The sequence below is a fragment of the Sphingomonas swuensis genome (assembly GCF_039538045.1).
GTDB lineage: Bacteria > Pseudomonadota > Alphaproteobacteria > Sphingomonadales > Sphingomonadaceae > Sphingomicrobium > Sphingomicrobium swuense.
Genome location: NZ_BAABBQ010000001.1, coordinates 827534 through 844542 on the forward strand (window position 1 = coordinate 827534; position 17009 = coordinate 844542).

General features: G+C 67.8%; 19 protein-coding genes. 6 read left to right on the plus strand and 13 right to left on the minus strand.

Translation table 11 applies throughout. The annotated features are described in order from the left end of the window. Window positions 1-62 precede the first annotated feature (62 nt). Window positions 63-299 (plus strand): acyl carrier protein, encoded by a 237-nt coding sequence (locus ABD727_RS04170; protein WP_192586890.1) that lies wholly within the window; start codon window positions 63-65, stop codon window positions 297-299. Between the two features lie 81 nt (window positions 300-380). Then, the gene (fabF, locus tag ABD727_RS04175; RefSeq protein ID WP_344706121.1) at window positions 381-1637 is read left to right on the plus strand and encodes a beta-ketoacyl-ACP synthase II; all 1257 of its coding nucleotides are present in this window, start codon (window positions 381-383) and stop codon (window positions 1635-1637) included. Between the two features lie 39 nt (window positions 1638-1676). On the opposite strand, the gene mltG is transcribed toward fabF, so the two are convergent. From mltG to ABD727_RS04240, 13 genes are all read right to left on the minus strand, one after another. Continuing rightward, window positions 1677-2648 carry an endolytic transglycosylase MltG gene (gene mltG, locus ABD727_RS04180; RefSeq protein WP_344706122.1) on the minus strand — a complete coding sequence of 324 codons (972 nt, stop codon included), beginning with the start codon at window positions 2646-2648 and terminating at the stop codon, window positions 1677-1679. A 1-nt stretch (window position 2649) separates the two neighbouring features. Continuing rightward, window positions 2650-2850, minus strand: coding sequence for a hypothetical protein (locus ABD727_RS04185; protein ID WP_344706123.1), 201 nt, complete (start codon window positions 2848-2850; stop codon window positions 2650-2652). Window positions 2851-2953: 103 nt separating this feature from the next. Continuing rightward, window positions 2954-3346, minus strand: a complete 393-nt coding sequence (locus tag ABD727_RS04190; RefSeq protein ID WP_425566757.1) for a MarR family transcriptional regulator — start codon at window positions 3344-3346, stop codon at window positions 2954-2956. A 96-nt stretch (window positions 3347-3442) separates the two neighbouring features. Further along, window positions 3443-4843, minus strand: coding sequence for a leucyl aminopeptidase family protein (locus ABD727_RS04195; RefSeq protein ID WP_344706124.1), 1401 nt, complete (start codon window positions 4841-4843; stop codon window positions 3443-3445). Between the two features lie 146 nt (window positions 4844-4989). Further along, window positions 4990-5772 (minus strand): SDR family NAD(P)-dependent oxidoreductase, encoded by a 783-nt coding sequence (locus ABD727_RS04200; RefSeq protein WP_344706125.1) that lies wholly within the window; start codon window positions 5770-5772, stop codon window positions 4990-4992. After that, entirely contained in the window at window positions 5753-7138 is a 1386-nt protein-coding gene (gene rimO, locus ABD727_RS04205) for a 30S ribosomal protein S12 methylthiotransferase RimO (protein ID WP_344706126.1), read from the minus strand. Before rimO ends, ABD727_RS04200 begins: the two co-directional genes overlap by 20 nt. A gap of 50 nt (window positions 7139-7188) precedes the next feature. Further along, window positions 7189-7680: a DUF3833 family protein gene (locus ABD727_RS04210; RefSeq protein WP_344706127.1), complete on the minus strand. Its 492-nt coding sequence runs from the start codon at window positions 7678-7680 to the stop codon at window positions 7189-7191. Further along, window positions 7670-9550 (minus strand): acetate--CoA ligase, encoded by a 1881-nt coding sequence (gene acs, locus ABD727_RS04215; RefSeq protein ID WP_344706128.1) that lies wholly within the window; start codon window positions 9548-9550, stop codon window positions 7670-7672. Before acs ends, ABD727_RS04210 begins: the two co-directional genes overlap by 11 nt. Window position 9551: 1 nt before the next feature. After that, the gene (locus ABD727_RS04220) at window positions 9552-10601 is read right to left on the minus strand and encodes an NAD(P)-dependent alcohol dehydrogenase (protein WP_344706129.1); all 1050 of its coding nucleotides are present in this window, start codon (window positions 10599-10601) and stop codon (window positions 9552-9554) included. Between the two features lie 5 nt (window positions 10602-10606). Further along, window positions 10607-11446, minus strand: a complete 840-nt coding sequence (locus ABD727_RS04225; RefSeq protein WP_344706130.1) for an HpcH/HpaI aldolase/citrate lyase family protein — start codon at window positions 11444-11446, stop codon at window positions 10607-10609. After that, window positions 11443-11898: a MaoC family dehydratase gene (locus ABD727_RS04230; protein WP_344706132.1), complete on the minus strand. Its 456-nt coding sequence runs from the start codon at window positions 11896-11898 to the stop codon at window positions 11443-11445. The genes ABD727_RS04225 and ABD727_RS04230 overlap by 4 nt, the downstream gene beginning before the upstream one ends. Before the next feature lie 20 nt (window positions 11899-11918). Further along, on the minus strand, window positions 11919-14210 hold the full coding sequence (locus ABD727_RS04235; RefSeq protein WP_344706133.1) for a transketolase: 2292 nt from the start codon (window positions 14208-14210) through the stop codon (window positions 11919-11921). 44 nt (window positions 14211-14254) lie between these two features. Then, window positions 14255-14689: a winged helix-turn-helix transcriptional regulator gene (locus tag ABD727_RS04240; protein WP_344706134.1), complete on the minus strand. Its 435-nt coding sequence runs from the start codon at window positions 14687-14689 to the stop codon at window positions 14255-14257. A 90-nt stretch (window positions 14690-14779) separates the two neighbouring features. On the opposite strand from ABD727_RS04240, the gene ABD727_RS04245 reads away from it, so the two are divergent. The 4 genes from ABD727_RS04245 to ABD727_RS04260 all read left to right on the plus strand — a co-directional run bounded on the left by ABD727_RS04245 (window position 14780) and on the right by ABD727_RS04260 (window position 16974). Next, entirely contained in the window at window positions 14780-15334 is a 555-nt protein-coding gene (locus ABD727_RS04245; protein ID WP_344706135.1) for an FMN-dependent NADH-azoreductase, read from the plus strand. Window positions 15335-15357: 23 nt separating this feature from the next. Beyond that, entirely contained in the window at window positions 15358-15765 is a 408-nt protein-coding gene (locus tag ABD727_RS04250; RefSeq protein WP_344706136.1) for a DoxX family protein, read from the plus strand. A gap of 121 nt (window positions 15766-15886) precedes the next feature. Continuing rightward, the gene (locus ABD727_RS04255) at window positions 15887-16429 is read left to right on the plus strand and encodes a hypothetical protein (protein ID WP_344706137.1); all 543 of its coding nucleotides are present in this window, start codon (window positions 15887-15889) and stop codon (window positions 16427-16429) included. Continuing rightward, window positions 16426-16974: a hypothetical protein gene (locus tag ABD727_RS04260; RefSeq protein WP_344706138.1), complete on the plus strand. Its 549-nt coding sequence runs from the start codon at window positions 16426-16428 to the stop codon at window positions 16972-16974. Before ABD727_RS04255 ends, ABD727_RS04260 begins: the two co-directional genes overlap by 4 nt. Window positions 16975-17009 lie beyond the last annotated feature (35 nt).

Sequence of the window (17009 nt, forward strand, 5' to 3'; positions counted from 1 at the left end):
CTCTTGGCAAGCCATTGGAGCCTCGCTAACGCATCGGCAAAGACAACCTGAAGGGAAGAATGATGAGCGAGACTGCCGAGCGCGTGAAGAAGATCGTTGTCGAGCACCTGGGCGTCGAGGCCGAGAAGGTGACCGAGGAAGCGAGCTTCATCGACGACCTGGGCGCCGACAGCCTCGACATCGTCGAGCTCGTCATGGCCTTCGAGGAAGAATTCGGTGTCGAGATCCCCGACGACGCGGCGGAGAAGATCACCACCGTCAAGGATGCGATCGACTACATCGACCAGAATCAGGGCTAAGTCCCCGTTGGGGGCTTCGCCGAGGCGATAGGAACAGGCTCGGCGTCGCCGGGCCTGTTCTTGTATTCGGAAGGGAAGTTTATGCGTCGTGTCGTGGTCACGGGTCTGGGTTTGGTGACGCCGCTTGGGAGCGACGTCGAGACCACCTGGAAGAACATCCTTGCGTCCAAGAGCGGCGCCGGGCCGATCACGCGCTTCGACACCACCGCCCACAAGTGCAAGATCGCCTGCGAAGTGAAGCCGGCTGATCATGAATATGGCTTCGATCCGGGCAAGCGGGTCGACCACAAGATCCAGCGGCAGGTCGATCCGTTCATCGTCTTCGGGCTCGATGCCGCCGGGCAGGCGCTCGAGGATGCCGGTCTGACCGACATGCCCGACGCAATGAAGCTTCGTGCAGGCTGCTCGATCGGCAGCGGGATCGGCGGCCTTCCGGGAATCGAGATCGAGAGCCTGGTTCTCGCCGAAAAGGGCCCGGGCCGGGTCTCTCCTCACTTTGTCCACGGCCGGCTGATCAACCTCATCTCGGGCCAGGTCTCGATCAAGTACGGCTTGATGGGTCCGAACCATGCGGTCGTGACCGCCTGCTCGACCGGAGCCCACTCGATCGGCGACGCGGCACGCATGATCCGCGACGACGATGCCGACATCATGGTCGCGGGCGGCGCCGAGGCGACCATCTGCCCGATCGGCGTGGCCGGCTTCGCCCAGGCCCGCGCGCTCAACATGAGCTACAACGACCGCCCCGAGCAGGCCAGCCGCCCTTATGACAAGAACCGCGACGGCTTCGTCATGGGCGAGGGCGCCGGGGTGGTGGTGCTCGAGGAATATGAGCACGCAAAGGCCCGCGGCGCGACCATCTACGCCGAGGTCGTCGGCTACGGCCTGTCGGGCGACGCCTACCACGTCACCGCTCCGCACCCCGACGGGCTCGGCGCCGAGAATGCGATGCGCATGGCGCTCCGCAAGGCCGGCATGGAGCCGGGCGACATCGACTACATCAACGCCCACGGCACCTCGACCATGGCCGACACGATCGAGCTCGCTGCCGCCAAGCGCGTGTTCGGCGACGATCTCGGCGGTGCGTCGATGAGCAGCACCAAGTCGGCGATCGGCCACCTCCTGGGCGGCGCCGGCGCGGTCGAAAGCATCTTCTGCATCCTCGCGCTTCGCGACCAGATCGTGCCTCCGACGCTCAACCTCGACACGCCAGACGAGGGTACCGAAGGGGTCGACCTCGTTCCTCACGTCGCCAAGAAGCGGCCGGTCAAGGCGGTGCTGAACAACAGCTTCGGCTTCGGCGGGACCAACGCCAGCCTGGTGCTCAAGGCTATCTGACGCTGACCTCGTCCCGGCCGGGGCCGGGACGACAGGTCCCTACATCTCGCCGCGTGCCTTGCGGATGGCGAACCACTTGCGAACATTGGCATTATGTTCGTCGAGCGTGCGGGCGAACACATGCCCTCCGGTGCCATCGGCGACGAAGTAGATGAACTGGTGCGGTTCGGGATCGAGCACCGCGGCAATGCTCGACCGCCCCGGATTGGCGATCGGACCGGCGGGCAGGCCGGCGCGGCGGTAGGTGTTGTAGCCGGTGTCCGCGTTCAGCTCGGAGCGCAGGATCCGCCGGCCGAGCGGCTTGCCCTTGGTCACCGGGTAGATGACCGTCGGATCGGCATCGAGCTTCATTCCGATCCTGAGCCGATTGCAATAGACCCCCGCGACCGCGCGCCGCTCGGCGGGCTTGCCCGTCTCCTTCTCGACGATCGAGGCGAGGGTGACCGCCTCGGCCTGGCTGGAGACGGGGCAGGTGCCGACCTTGCGCGCGGGCCACAGCTCGGCCAGCGCCTTGGTCATCGCCGTTTCCATCCGCGCCGCCACCGCCGCACGGGTCTCGCCGCGCGCGTAGCTATAGCTGTCGGGAAGCACCGCGCCCTCGGCGGGGAGCGGTGCCTCACCGGTCAGGAAAGGCGCGGCGGCGAGCTTTTCCTGGACCAGGATGCTCGGCATGCCCTCGGGAATGGTGATCAGCCGCTGCACCGGCTGGCCGTGCTGGAGGATGTCGAGCAATCCCGCCTGAGTCGTCTTGGCGGGGATCTCGAACTCGCCGGCCTGGATCCCGTCGTCCGACGCGAGGAAGCGGGCAAAGGCGCGGAATGGCGTGCAGTTTCGGATCAGCCCCTTGGTCGCGAGCTGCGGACAGAGCCGGGTAAGGGTCGATCCCTCGGCCACTTCGACCGTCTGGACCTTGGCGGCGCCGGAAGCGGCCGACCACCAGAAGAACCAGGTGGCACCGGCCAGGATCAGTGCCCCTCCGATCACCGCGGCGAGAAGCAGCCGTTTCAGCATGTCAGAGCGCGCTTGCTGGGATGTAGCCGACCAGGCCGCCGCCATAGCCCCAGGCCCAGCCCCGGCTGTTGTCGAGAATCTGGACCTGCTCGCCGCTTGCCAGTTCGGCGAGCGGCTCGCCATCGGCTGCCGGCGTGCTCGTCAGAACCGTGTCGCGGACAAGAGTGCAGACAAGCGGGACCGCGTAGTGCGAGGCGATCACCGTCCCCGCAAGCGCAACGTCGGCGAGGTCCTGGCGGTAGGCGTGGCTTCGTGGATCGGGATGGACCGAGGGCCCGGCGAGCGGAAAGCCGCCGGGAGGCGCCTCAGCGGTGGGCGTGGGCGAGCTGGCCGAGTGCTGGTCGGCGATCGGCGTCGCGTTCTCCGCCGCCTGTCCGTTCGCCGCTGCCCCGGATGTTGCGCTTGAAGCCTTCAAGAAATTCTGCCCCGCTGCTGGTGCGGACGACGAACACATTGCGCCGGTCGTCCTGATCGCGTTCGCGGCGCAGATAGCCGAGCGCACCCAGCGTGTTCAAGGCACGGGTGACGACGGGCTTGGAGACTCCGAGCACTCGGGCGAGACCGCGGACCGTGTGCGGACCCGGGGTCAGGTACACGCACATAAGGAGCGCCATCTGGCGGTTGGTGAGGTCCGGTTCTCCCGATCTCACATAACCTACCAGGGCACGCATCCACCCGCTTAGCGATGCATCGCTCATTGGACTGGAAACTCCTCGCCTGACTAGCGTGCCCTTCCAACCGGCAGGAGAGGAAAATGTTGCGCCAAGAGAAGGAAGTCGGAGAAAATTCCGTTGTCACTTGCGACGATATCGTTTCGCGAGGGCGGCGTGGACCGCTCGCAAGCCGAGCGCTTCGCCGCCCTTGGGACGGCCAGGCCTGGGTGCCGGACGCCAGGCGAAGGTGTCGAGATGCGCCCAGCGCGCCCCTTCAGGGACGAAGCGCCGGAGGAAGAGCGCCGCGGTGATCGAACCGGCGAATGGCGAGTCGGCGCTGTTCGCCATGTCGGCAAGATCGCTCTTGAGCTGCTCGTCATAGCCATCCCAGAGGGGCATCCGCCACAGGGGATCGGCGACCTCCGTGCCGCTCGCGAGCAGGTCGCCGGCAAGCTCCTCGTCGTTGCTGAAGGTCGCGGGGAGGTCGGGACCGAGCGCAACCCGGGCCGCGCCGGTCAACGTGGCGAAGTCGACGATCGTCTCGGCCTTCTCCTCGCCGGCGCGGGTCAGCGCGTCTCCGAGGACAAGGCGACCTTCGGCATCGGTATTGTCGACTTCGACGGTCAGCCCTGCGCGGCTGACGAGGATGTCGCCGGGGCGGAAGGAGGCGCTCGAGATGGCGTTTTCGACCGCCGGGATGAGGAGGTGGAGCCGGACCGGCCAGCGCTCGGCGACGATCAGGCGGGCCAGCGCGAAGGCATGCGCCGCGCCGCCCATGTCCTTCTTCATCAGCCGCATGCCCGATGCCGGCTTGATGTCGAGCCCGCCGCTGTCGAACACCACCCCCTTGCCGATGATGGCAAGGCGGGGGTGCGAGGGGTCGCCGTGGAAGGCCTCGATCAGCCGCGGCGCGCGGGCGGCGGTCGCAGCGGCGCCGACCGCATGGATCATCGGAAAGCCCTGCTCGAGCGCGTCGCCCTTGGTGACCTCGACCTCGACGCCGCTCGCGGCAGCCCAGTCGCGCACCTCGCGCTCGAGTTCGGCGGGGCCGAGGTCCGCGGCCGGCGTGTCGACGAGGTCGCGGACGAGGGCCGTGGCATCGGCCAGCCGGATCATCTCCTCGACCCGTGCCGGCTCTTGGCTGAGCAGCAGGCGAGGGCCGGTACCGGCGTCCTTCTTGCTCTTGTAGCGGGTCAACCGGTGCTGGGCGAGCAGCCAGCCGAGCGCCGCGGTGCCGAGCGGCACCTCGCCTGCCATCCGGTAGCTGCCCTCCGGCAGGCGCTCGGCCGCAGCGGCGAGGCACCAGGGCGACAGTTGCGCGAGCTTGCCGACCCCTACCAGCACCTCGAAGTCGCCGCCAGCGGCCGCCGGGATCACAAGAAGCTGGCCGGCCTTGCCCTCGAAGCGCGCCGCTTCGACCAGCGGCCGGCGCGATCCGGCGTTGGCCTTCAGCCATTCGGGCAGCAGTTCGGCATCGACGAGATGGAGCGGGTGGGCGGCCTCGCCGCGGTCGGGGCGAAGGAGAAGGGAAAAGTCGGTCACGCCCATGCTTCTAGGACGTAAATCGGGGGTTGTAACTCCGTGTCACCCCCCTGCGGCGGGCGAGCAGCGGAAGCGGCGAGAAGGGAGAGAGGCGGACATCCTCCGACTTCATCAGACGAAATCCTACTAGGCAAGCCCAGCGGGGTTCAGTCGCCGGGACTTGCCGCCGAGCCGGCGAGGAGCCCGCCGTCGATGGTGAACTCGGAGCCGGTCACATAAGCGCTCTCGTCGGCCGCCAGATAGGCGACCATGGCCGCGACCTCTTCGACCGTGCCGAAACGCTTGAGCGGGGTGTCGGCGACCATCGAGGCGAGCCGCTGCTCGCGGTCCGGACCATGGCCGACCAGTTCGTCCCACATGTCGGTCATTACGGCGGCGGGGTGGACGCTGTTGCAGCGGATCCGCCAGCCCTTGCTCGCGCAGTAGAGAGCGACCGACTTCGAGTGGTTGCGGATCGCGGCCTTGGACGAGGCGTAGGCGGCTGCCCCCGGGATCCCGACCAGCCCCGAGCGCGACGAGATGTTGACGATCGAACCGTCGCCCTTCGCCTTCATCGCCCGGATGGCATAGCGGCAGCCGAGGAAGGTGCCGTCGAGATTGGTGCGGTGGACGGCATGCCATTCGGCGAGGCTGGCATTTTCCGGATCGTGCGGGCCAGCGCTGCCCTCGAATCCGGTGATGCCGGCATTGTTGACCATGACGTCGCAGGTCGGGTGCGCGCGGGCGAGCGCGTCCCATTGCGCCTCGTCGCGGACGTCGAGCGGATGGAAGTCGGCGCCAAGCGCAGCCGCGCTCGCCTCGCCTGCCGTCTGGTCGAGGTCGGTCAGGAGGACGTCGGCGCCCTCGGCAATGAAACGCTCGGCGATGGCGCGACCGATGCCGCGCGCAGCGCCGGTCACGACGCAGTGCTTACCCGCGAGCCGCTTCACGCCCCTGCTCTACCAGCGGAACGCCAAAGAGATCGTGCTCGTCGGCATCCTCGATCGCGACCGGGACAATGTCGCCGACGGTGAGATGACCGGCATCACGCAGGTGGACCTCGCCGTCGATCTCGGGCGCGTCGGCCTTGCTCCGCCCGCTCGCACCGCCGGTCTCCGGATCGACCGCGTCGATGATCACGTCGAGGCTGCTGCCGACCTTGGCGGCGAGCTTCTCGGCCGAGATTCGGGCGGTCAGCTCCATGACCCGGGCATAGCGCTCTTCCTTGACCTCCTCGGGCACGTGGCCGGGAAGGTCGTTGGCAGGCGCGCCCTCGACCGGCTCGAAGCGGAAGGCGCCGACCCGGTCGAGCCGGGCTTCGGCGAGCCACTGCAGGAGATAGTCGAAGTCCTCCTCGGTCTCGCCGGGAAAGCCGACGACGAAGGAGGAGCGGATCGCGATGTCGGGGACCTCGCGCCGCCACTGCACCAGCCGCTCGAGCACGCGCGCCTCGTTGGCCGGGCGGCGCATCGCCTTCAGCACCTTCGGCGACGCATGCTGGAACGGGATGTCGAGATAGGGGAGGACCAGCCCCTCGGCCATCAGCGGCATCACCCGGTCGACGTGCGGATAGGGGTAGACGTAGTGGAGCCGGACCCACGGCCGGTCGCCAGCGGGCGTGCGAAGCTCGCCCAGGGCCTTGGCAAGGTCGGTCATGTGGGCGCGGACGTCGCTTCCCTTCCACGGCCAGGCGGCGTGCTTGAGATCGAGGCCGTAGGCGCTGGTGTCCTGGCTGATGACCAGCAGCTCCCTGGTCCCCTGCGCAAGCAGCTTCTCGGCCTCGCGGAGGATGGCGTCGGGACGGCGGCTGACGAGATCGCCGCGGATCTGGGGGATGATGCAGAAGGCGCAGCGGTGATTGCAGCCCTCGGAGATCTTCAGATAGCTGTAATGCTTGGGCGTCAGCTTGAGGTGCGGCGTCGCCTGCGGGACGAGGTCCAGATAGGGCGAGCGCGGCGCGGGGGCGGCGTCGTGGACCGCGGCGACCACATCCTCATAGGCGTGCGCCCCGGTGATTGCGAGGACGTTGGGGAAACGGGCACGGATGACCTCGGCCTCGCGCCCCATGCAGCCGGTGACGATGACCCGGCCGTTCTCGGCCAGCGCTTCGCCGATCGCCTCGAGGCTTTCTTCCTTGGCCGAATCGAGGAAGCCGCAGGTGTTGACCAGCACGACGTCGGCGCCCTGATAGTCGGCGCTCATCTGGTAGCCGTCCGAGCGGAGCTGGCCGAGGATGCGCTCGGAATCGACGAGGTTCTTGGGGCAGCCCAAGGAGACCATGCCGACGCGCGGCGGGGTGGGAAGGACAGTAGCCATGGGAAGGCTGGCGCCAGTAGCCGAAAAGTGCGGCCAAAGCTAGGCGCGCGCTATTTGCGGATGGTCTCGTTCAGGACGGCGACGCGGACGCCAAATTTGAAGGCTTCCAGTCGGTTGAGGATGGTGCGGCCATCGGGTTGGAGCGCGAGCTGCTGCTCGATGCGAAGCCCGGACGGGGTGTGGTAGCGGACGGTGGCGCGGGGACCTGCGCTCTCGATCTCGACCGGCCCGGTGGCATCGGTCAGGGTCCCGGTGAAGCGGCCGGGGCCGCGGGGCTGCATCACCCAGGTCCGGATCCGCGGCTTCTTGCTGCCCTCGGCGATCCGCTGGACGAGGCTGAGGCCGCCGGCGCTGGTGCGGCTGCCGCGGCTTTCGACCGTGACCGGGACGCTCTTGCCGACGATCGGGTCGAGCACGCCCTCGCCGCGGCTTTCGCCGGTGAAGAAGGCGACCGGATCGAGTGGGGCGGTGCCGGCCGGAAGGTCGGGCGGGGCGCAGGCGGCGAGGACGAACGCCAGCGGCAGGACGGCCTTAGCGGTCACGCACGAGCGCCTCGACCACGCCCGGGTCGGCAAGGGTGCTGGTGTCGCCCAACTGGTCCAGCTGGCCCTCGGCGATCTTGCGCAGGATCCGGCGCATGATCTTGCCCGAGCGGGTCTTGGGCAGGCCGGGAGCGAACTGGATGCGCTCGGGGATGGCGAGAGCGCCGATATGCTTGCGGACCTCGGCGTTCAGCTCGGCGCGGAGCGGGTCGGAGCCCTGCTCGCCGGCGTTCAAGGTGACGAAGGCGTGGATCGCCTGGCCCTTGAGGTCGTGGGGGGCGGGGACGACCGCGGCCTCGGCGACCAGCGGATGGGCGACGAGCGCGCTTTCGACTTCTGCCGTGCCGATGCGGTGGCCGGAGACGTTGATCACGTCGTCGACCCGGCCGGTTATCCAATAGTCGCCGTCGGCGTCGCGGCGGCAACCGTCACCGGTGAAGTAGAGCCCCGGATAGGTCACGAAATAGGTGTCGATGAAGCGCTGCGGGTCGCCCCAGACGGTCCGCATCTGACCCGGCCACGAGCCACGCAGGCAGAGGTTGCCGCTGACGTCGTCACCCATGATCTCCTGCCCTTGCGGGTCGACGAGGAGCGGCTCGATCCCGGGCAGCGGGCGGGTCGCGCTGCCGGGCTTCATGCGGGTGGCGCCCGGAAGCGGGGTCATCAGGACGCCGCCGGTCTCGGTCTGCCACCAGGTATCGACGATCGGAAGCCGGCCGTCGCCGACGACGTCATGGTACCAGCGCCATGCCTCGGGGTTGATCGGCTCGCCGACGGTGCCGAGCAGGCGCAGGCTGTCGCGGCGATGCTTCCGGACGGGTCCGTCGCCCTCGCGCATCAGTGCGCGGATGGCGGTCGGCGCGGTGTAGAGGATGGTCACGCCCAGCCGATCGATCGTCTCCCACAGGCGCGAGGAGTCGGGGTAGGTCGGGATCCCGTCAAACATGACGGTCGGCACGCCTGCCATCAGCGGCCCGTAGAGCGTGTAGCTGTGCCCGGTGATCCAGCCGATGTCGGCGGTGCACCAGAAGAGGTCGTCCGGGCGCGGCTCGAAAACCCAGTCGAATGTGGTCGCGACCCAGACGGCGTAGCCGCCGGTGGTGTGGACGACGCCCTTGGGCTTTCCGGTCGAGCCCGAGGTGTAGAGGATGAAGAGCGGGTCTTCCGCGCCCATCGGCTCGGGCGGGCAGTCGATCGACAGGCGGTCGCGGTGATCGTCGTAGCGGAGGTCGCGGCCCTCGCGGAGTGCCACCTCGGCGCCGGTGCGGGTCAGCATGATCACGGTCTCGACCCCGGCGGCGATCTCGCAGGCCTCATCGACATTGGCCTTGAGCGGGATCGTCTTGCCGCCGCGGACTCCCTCGTCGGCGGTGACGACGACGCGGGCGCCGCAATCCTCGATCCGCCCGGCGAGGCTTTCGGGGCTGAAGCCGCCGAACACCACCGAGTGGACCGCGCCGATCCGCGCACAGGCGAGCATCGCGGCGGCGGCCTCGGGAATCATCGGCAGGTAGATCATCACCCGGTCGCCGCGACCGACCCCGCGCTCCTTGAGGAGGTTGGCGAGGCGGCAGGTTTCCGCGTGCAGCTCGGCATAGGTCACCGCCCGGCCGGTGCCGGGCTCGTCGGGCTCGAACAGGAGCGCGACGTCATCGGCCCGGGCCGGCAGGTGCCGGTCGAGGCAGTTCACCGACAGGTTGAGAACCCCGTCCCCGTACCAGCGGATGTGGAAGTCCGAGCGGTCGAACGACCAGTCACCGCTGGTGGCCGGGAAACGCTCCCAGACGAGCCGCCGCGCCTGGTTCAGCCAGAAGGCATGAGGGTCCGCCGCATGAGCGGCGTGCAGCGCGGCAAGGCTCTCCGGGGTCATGTCAGGCGGGCTGCTCCATGTCGATGACGAAGCGGTAGCGGACGTCGTTCTTGAGCAGTCGCTCGTAGGCGTCGTTCACCTGTTCGATCGCGATATGCTCGCACTCGGGATAGATGTCGTTCGCCGCGCAGAAGTCGAGCATCTCCTGGGTTTCAGGGATGCCACCGATCGCCGAACCGCCGACCGCGCGGTTCCAGAAGATGAGGTTGGCACCGACGAAGCCGGGCATCTCGTTCAGCGCGCCGACGATCACCATCCGGCCCGAGCGACCGAGCAGCTGGAGATAGCCGTCGATCTCGTGGCTGACGGGGATGGTGTTGAGGATGAAGTCGAAGCGGGTGCGCGCCGCCTTCATCTGCGCCTTGTCGGTCGAGACGATGACGTCATGCGCGCCCAGCGCCCGGGCGTCCTCGCCCTTCTCGGGCGTCGTGGTGATGATGGTGACGTGCGCGCCCATCGCGACCGCGAGCTTGACTCCCATGTGGCCAAGCCCGCCGAGGCCGACGACCGCGACCTTGCTGCCCTCGCCGACGCCATATTGGCGAAGCGGCGAATAAGTGGTGATCCCGGCGCAGAGCAGCGGTGCGACACGGGCGACGTCCATGCCCTGCGGCACCTTGCAGACGAAATGATCGCGAACGACGATATGGTCGGAATAGCCGCCCTTGGTGATCGAGCCGTCGTGGCGGTCCTTGCCGTTATAGGTGCCGACATTGCCTTCGCGGCAGAAGACTTCCCAGCCTTCGAGGCACTGGTCGCACTTCATGCAGCTGTCGACCATGCAGCCGACCGCGACGGTGTCGCCGACCTGATGCTTGGTGACGTCCGCGCCGACCTCGGTGACGGTGCCGACGATCTCGTGGCCGGGAACGCAGGGGTAATGGGTGCCCTTCCAGTCGCTGCGGGCGGTGTGGAGGTCCGAGTGGCAGATCCCGGCGTGGGTGATCTTGATCGCAACGTCGTCGGGACGGAGGTCGCGGCGCTCGAACTCCATGGCGCGAAGGGGTTGGTCGGCGGCGTCGGTGCCATAGCCCCTGGCGATGGTGGGCATGTCTATCAGTCTCCTGCGCGGTCCAGCGTTCGCCGGGCCTGGATGAGGTGGGGTTTGTCGACCATTCGGCCGTTCACGCTCAACACTCCAGCCGAGGGATCGGCGGCAAAGGCATCAACGATCGAACGCGCGTGAAGGATCTGTTCGTCGGTCGGGGTGAAGGCCGCGTTGATCGGAGCGACCTGCGCGGGGTGGATGGCGAGCTTGCCGGTGAAGCCGTCGCGGGCGGCATCGAGCGCCTCGTCGATCAGGCCGGGCTCGTCGCGAAAGTCGGCGAAGACCCCGTCGATCGGCTGCACCCCGGCGGCGGTGGCACCCGCGAGGCAGAGGGTCCGGGCGAGCTGATAGGGGAAGGTAAGCCGGCCCTTGCCGTCCGTCTTGGAAGCGGCTCCGAGCGCGGCGGACAGGTCCTCGGCGCCCCAGCTCATGGCAGCCAGCGGGGAGGAGGGCACGTCGCGATAGGAGAGCAGGCCGAACAGCGAGGCGGCGGTCTCGGTGACGATGGCGTGGATCGGGATCGAGCCGGTGCGGTGCGCAAGCTCGGTGATGTCGGCGCCGCTCTCGGCCTTGGGGAGGACGAGGCCGTGGATGTCCGCCGAGCCGAGCAGCTCGAGGTCGAGGCGATGCTCCTCGGTCCGCAGCGGATTGATCCGGACCCACCATTGCGGACCTCCCGAGCGCGCGGGGAGCCCTCTAAGGATGTCGCGGGCGCGCGCCTTTTCGGACGGGGCCACGCTGTCCTCAAGGTCGAAGATGAGGGCGTCGGCGGCGCTTTCGAGCGCTCGGGCGATCTTCTTCTCGCTGTCGGCGGGGACGAACAGCCAGCTGCGCGGCTCGCGGCTCATTGGGCGGGGCGCTTGCTGATGAGCGCGGTGCGCTTCATCGTGCAAACGGTCTCGCCGCGCTGGTTGATCGCGCGATGCGCCCAGGTGACGAGGCCGGCGGTCGGGCGCGAGTTGCTGGGGCGGAGCGCCACGCACTCGCTCTCGAAATGAATTGTGTCGCCGATGAAGACGGGCGAGGGCAGGCGCACCTCATCGAAGCCGAGGTTGGCGACGAGCACGCCCTCGGTCGTGTCGGCGACCGAGGCGCCGACCAGCAGACTGAAGGTGAAGCAGCTGTTGACGAGGATCCGACCGAACTCGGTCGCCGCGGCGGCCTCGGCGTCGAGGTGCAGCGGTTGCGGGTTGTGGGTCAGCGTCGAGATCAGCAGATTGTCGGTCTCGGTGACCGTGCGGCGGAGGGCGTGGGCGACCGAATGGCCGACCTCCCACTCGTCAAAGAAGCGTCCGGGCATGGGCCACGCTTAGGACCGCCTCAGGGGATGAGCAACTCCGCCACGGCTTCGGTGATCGCCTCGCCGTCGAGCCTGTATTCGGCATAGAGGTCGGCGAGGCTTCCGGTCTGGCCGAAGCGATCGACCCCGAGCGGGGCGACGCGCTGGCCGACCACGCCGCCGAGCCATGAAAGCGAGGCGGGCGCGGCATCGCACAGGGTGACCAGCCGGCCGCCGGGTCCGAGCTTCGACAGCAGGGTCTCGACATGGCTCGGGCTGCGCGCGCCAGACCATCGGGTCGCCTGCCCCTGGCTCCAGCCGCGATGAAGGAGATTGGGGCTGGTGACCGACAGCAGACCGAGCCCGGGAAGGTCGGCGGAGAGCTCCTCCCAGGCGGCGAGCGCCTCGGGCATCACCGCGCCCATTGCGACGATCGCGCAGTCGCCTGCGGGCTCGCGCAGCCAGTAGCCGCCGGCGAGTGCGTCGGACTGCCAGTCGTCGGACGCACGCTCCAGCTGGCGGACGTTGCGGGTCGAGAGGCGGAGGTAGGTCGATTCGCCCTGCGGGTCGTCGATCAGGCGGAATGCCTCGCCCATGAACAGCGCCAGCTCGTCGGCGAAGGCAGGCTCGTAGTGGCGCAGGCCTGGCTGGCCCAAGGCGATCAGCGGCGGGTTGATCGACTGGTGCGCGCCGCCCTCGGGCCCGAGGGTCAGGCCTGACGGGGTGGCGACGAGGAGGAAGCGGGCATCCTGGTAGCAGCCGTAGTTGAGGCTATCGAGACCGCGGGCAATAAACGGATCGTAGAGCGTGCCGATGGGCGCGAGGCGATGACCGAAGAGGTCGCCCGACAGGCCTGCGGCGGCGAGCATCAGGAAGAGGTTGGACTCGGCGATCCCGAGCTCGACATGCTGGCCGGCGTCTTTCGCCGCCCATTTCTGCGCGGAAGGGATCCTGGCTTCGGCGAACACGTCCTTGATGCCGCGGCGGTGAAACAGCCCGCGACTGTTCACGAAGGCGCCGAGGTTGGTCGAGACGGTGACGTCGGGCGAGGTGGTCAGGATCCGGTCGGCGAGCGGGTGCCCCGACTTGGCGAGGTCGAGGAGGATTCGGCCGAAGGCGGCCTGCGTGCTCTGTTCCTCGCCCGAGGGGGTGGGAAGGGGCGGGACGGCCCAGCTGGTGAAGTTGCGTGGCTCCTTGGAACGCCGGACTTTGGTCCCGTCGATGAGGGCTTCGACGCCGGCGCGGGCATTGCCGCCGAGCGCATCGAGCGGGGACCATTCCTGTCCCTCGGCGATGCCGAGCCCGTCGCGATAGGCGGCGAACTGGGTCGGGTTCATCAGGCCCGCATGATTGTCCTTGTGGCCGGCGAAGGGCAGGCCGTAGCCCTTGACGGTCCAGGCGATGAAGACGGTGGGGACATCGTCCCGCGCCGCGGCGAAGGCCTCGGTGAGGCTCGCCATGCAGTGGCCGCCGAGGTCGCTGAAGAGGGTCGCGAGCTGGTCGTCGTCATGGGCCGCGAGGAAGGGCGCTGCACTATCGCCGAGGTCCTTCTGCACGCGTGCCCGCCAAGCCGCGCCGCCCTGGTAGAGGAGCGCGCTGTGGTCGGCATTGGGAAGGGCTTCGAGCCATTCCCTGATTATCGGGGCGGACCCCAGCGCTGCGGTGAGCTTCTTGCCGTGGCGAAGCTCGACCACCCGCCAGCCGCAGGTCCGGAAGATGTCGTCGAACCGCTCGAACATGCGGTCGGCGCTGGTCGCGTCGAGGCTCTGGCGATTGTAGTCGACGATCCACCACAGGTTGCGGACGTCGTGCTTGTGGCCCTCGATCAGCGCCTCGTAGATGTTGCCCTCGTCGAGCTCGGCATCGCCCATCAGCGCCACGAAGCGCCCGCGCTTGTCCTGCGGGAGCGCGTCGCGGGCGGAGAGCCAGTCCTGGACGAGGCTGGCGAACAAAGTGATGGCGACCCCGAGGCCGACCGAGCCGGTGGAGAAGTCGACCGGGATCCGGTCCTTGGTCCGGCTGGGATAGCTTTGCGCGCCGCCGAAGCCGCGGAAGTTCTCCAGCGTCGCCTGGTCCTGCCCGCCGAGCAGATAATGGATGGCGTGAAGGACGGGGCCGGCGTGCGGCTTGACCGCGACCCGGTCGTTGGGCCCGAGCGCGTCGAAGTAGAGGGCGGTCAGGATCGCGCTCATCGAGGCGCTCGAGGCCTGGTGCCCGCCGACCTTCAGCCCGTCATTGCTGTCGCGGACGTGGTTGGCGTGGTGGATGATCCAAGAAGCGAGGAAGCGGAGGCGTTCTTCGAGGGTCGCAAGGGCGGCGAGATCGGTCGGCATGGGCGCGGCCTAGCAGCAACCGTCGTCCCGGCGAAGGCGCGTTCTCAGGCGATCGCCCGCAAAGCTCCCGGAGCCCCGGCCTGCGCCGGGACGTCCGCGTCGATCGCCGCATCGAAGCGCTGCTGGGCGGCGCGGATGCAGTCGATGTGGGCGAACGCCCAGCGGCCGAGCGCCTCGACCGGCTCGATCAGGCTCTGGCCAAGCTCGGTCAGCGAATAGGTGACGCGCGGCGGAACCGTCGGCTCGACCGAGCGGTCGACGAGGCCGTCGCGTTCGAGGCCGCGCAAGGTCAGCGTCAGCATCCGCTGGCTGATCCCGTCGATTTCGCGCTTCAGCTCGTTGAAGCGATGCGCACGGCGGGCGAGGATCATCACGATCAGCACCGACCACTTGTCGCCGATGCGATTGAGAACCGGGGTGACGTTGCGGCAACCCGCGGCCTTGAGCCCCGATGCTTCCGCCAAACCAGTATCATGCATGTGCCCTGATACCCTTCATGTGCCGTCTTTTTTTGCGCGGCGGGTTGGTTACCTATGGTGTCTAGGTAATCATTTGTGACTGGAGAGACAATGGCCACCATCCTTCACCTGGACAGCAGCATCACGGGCGACAACAGCGTCAGCCGAATCCTCAGCCGGTCGATCGTCGAGCGTCTCGCCAATGCAGGCCCCGGCACCGAGGTCATCCAGCGCGACCTCGTCGCCGCGCCGATCAGTCACCTGACTCTCGACGCCTTCGCCGACCCGAGCGTGCTCGACGAGTTCCTCGCCGCCGACACGGTCGTCATCGGTGCGCCGATGTACAATTTCACGATCCCGACCCAGCTCAAGAGCTGGCTCGACCGGATCCTCGTTGCGGGCAAGACCTTCCGCTACACCGAGAACGGTCCCGAGGGGCTGGCCGGCGGCAAGCGCGTGATCATCGCACTGGCGCGCGGCGGCTTCTACGGCGCGGATTCGCCGGCAAGCGCGCTCGAGCATACCGAGACCTATCTGCGCGGAGTCTTCGGCTTTATCGGCATCGAGCCTGAGTTCGTCGCGGCCGACGGCATTGCCATCGGGCCCGAGCAGCGCGAAACCAGCCTTGCCCAGGCGCTCGGCGACACCGAGAAGCTGGCGGCTTGAGTATCAACCAACAGGGGAACTCCATGACCAACGACAAACTCAGCGCCTCCGCGCCCCTGATGCTCGGGGTGCTGCGGATCATGACAGGGCTGCTGTTCCTGGCCCACGGGACGCAGAAGTTCCTGTCCTTCCCGGGCGGGGAGCGCGCGGGTTCGGGCCTCGCGCTCGACAATCCGGGTGCCTATGCCGGCATCATCGAACTCGTCACCGGCCTGCTCATCACGCTCGGCCTGTTCACCCGGCCGGCGGCGTTCATCGCCTCGGGAACGATGGCCGCGGCCTATTTCATGGCCCATGCGCCGCAGAATTTCTTCCCGGTGAATAATGGCGGCGACGCAGCCGTGCTCTACTGCTTCGTCTTCCTCTACCTCGTCTTCGCAGGGCCCGGCCGATTCAGCATCGACGGCTCGCGCCGCACCGTCGCACGCTAAGCTGCAGGCACGCTTCATGACGGCGGAGAGGCTTGCTGGCCTCTCCGCCGTCCAGGTGACAAACATTTCTTAGTGATGCTCGGCTACGCCCTCCGCTGCTCGAAGGGGGTTGGGAGTCAGCATGCGCAAGGCGTCGATGGCCGTGGTTCTGGCGTGCGGGATCGCGGGGTGCGCCACTCCCGAAGCCAATGTCTACGACCTACCGATCGCCGAAGCGTCGAAGCGGCTGCTTGCCGCCGACCTCACCGAATTCAAATATCAGCGCCAGTGCGGCGTTCTGCTGGCCATAACCCCGGGCGGCGGCGGCAATGCCGTGACCTGGTGGGTAAGCACGGACGGCATGGACGTCTTCTACTTCACCGCGCGGCTGACCGAGGTCGGGCCGGGCAAGACCAAGGTCGACGTCGAGGTCAGCAAGGATTCGAACGGCAAGGAAAGTTACAGCGGGACGACCGAACTGGTTCGGCCGTTGTTCCTGCAGCCGCTCCGGCCTGCGATCACGGAGCTGGTCGACGCCACGCTTGAACAGCGCAAGCATGACTACAGCTTCCTCAACAAGACCGACGTCAAGGAAAATAACGGAGTCTGCAACGTGCAGCGGGGGTCGATGGAGAGCGGCTTTCGTTTCCGCCGCGGGCAGAAGGGCGGGGAGTACGAACGATGATCGGTCGGAGCTTGCTGATCGCGTCTGCGCTGCTGCTGGCGGCCTGTAGCGGGCGTGACGAGCCGGACGTCGTTGCACTCCCACTTGCCGAAGTGCAGCAGCGGCTGCTCGAGGTCGAGGTGCCCTCCGACATGTTCGGTTCCAATCCGGTCGAGATCGAACCCGAGGCTTCAGGCACGCAGGTGCGCTGGATCGTCAGGCGGAAGGATGAGGAAGTGATGCGCTTCCTCGCCGACCTCACTCCGGAAAGCGCCGGCACGCAGATGAAGCTCGACCTTCAGGGGACAAAGGAGGGGCCGTTTGGAAACGTCGAAAGACGGCTGGAGAAGAAACCAGAGATCAAGCGGCTCTACCTCGCCAACATGCGCGAAGCCATCAGTTCCGATTTTGAAGGGCGGCCGTTCGATCGCCGCCGGACCTACAAGGAACTGAGCAGCGCGATCGTGGCCAACATGCCCGACATCAATGCAACTTTCGATCGTGCCGCTGAACAGTATGAGCGCGAGTCGCGGCGGGCGTTCCACGATGCCTATGCGCGGCAGTAGGCTGGCTCAGCCGACTTTTTCGATGACCGCAGTGA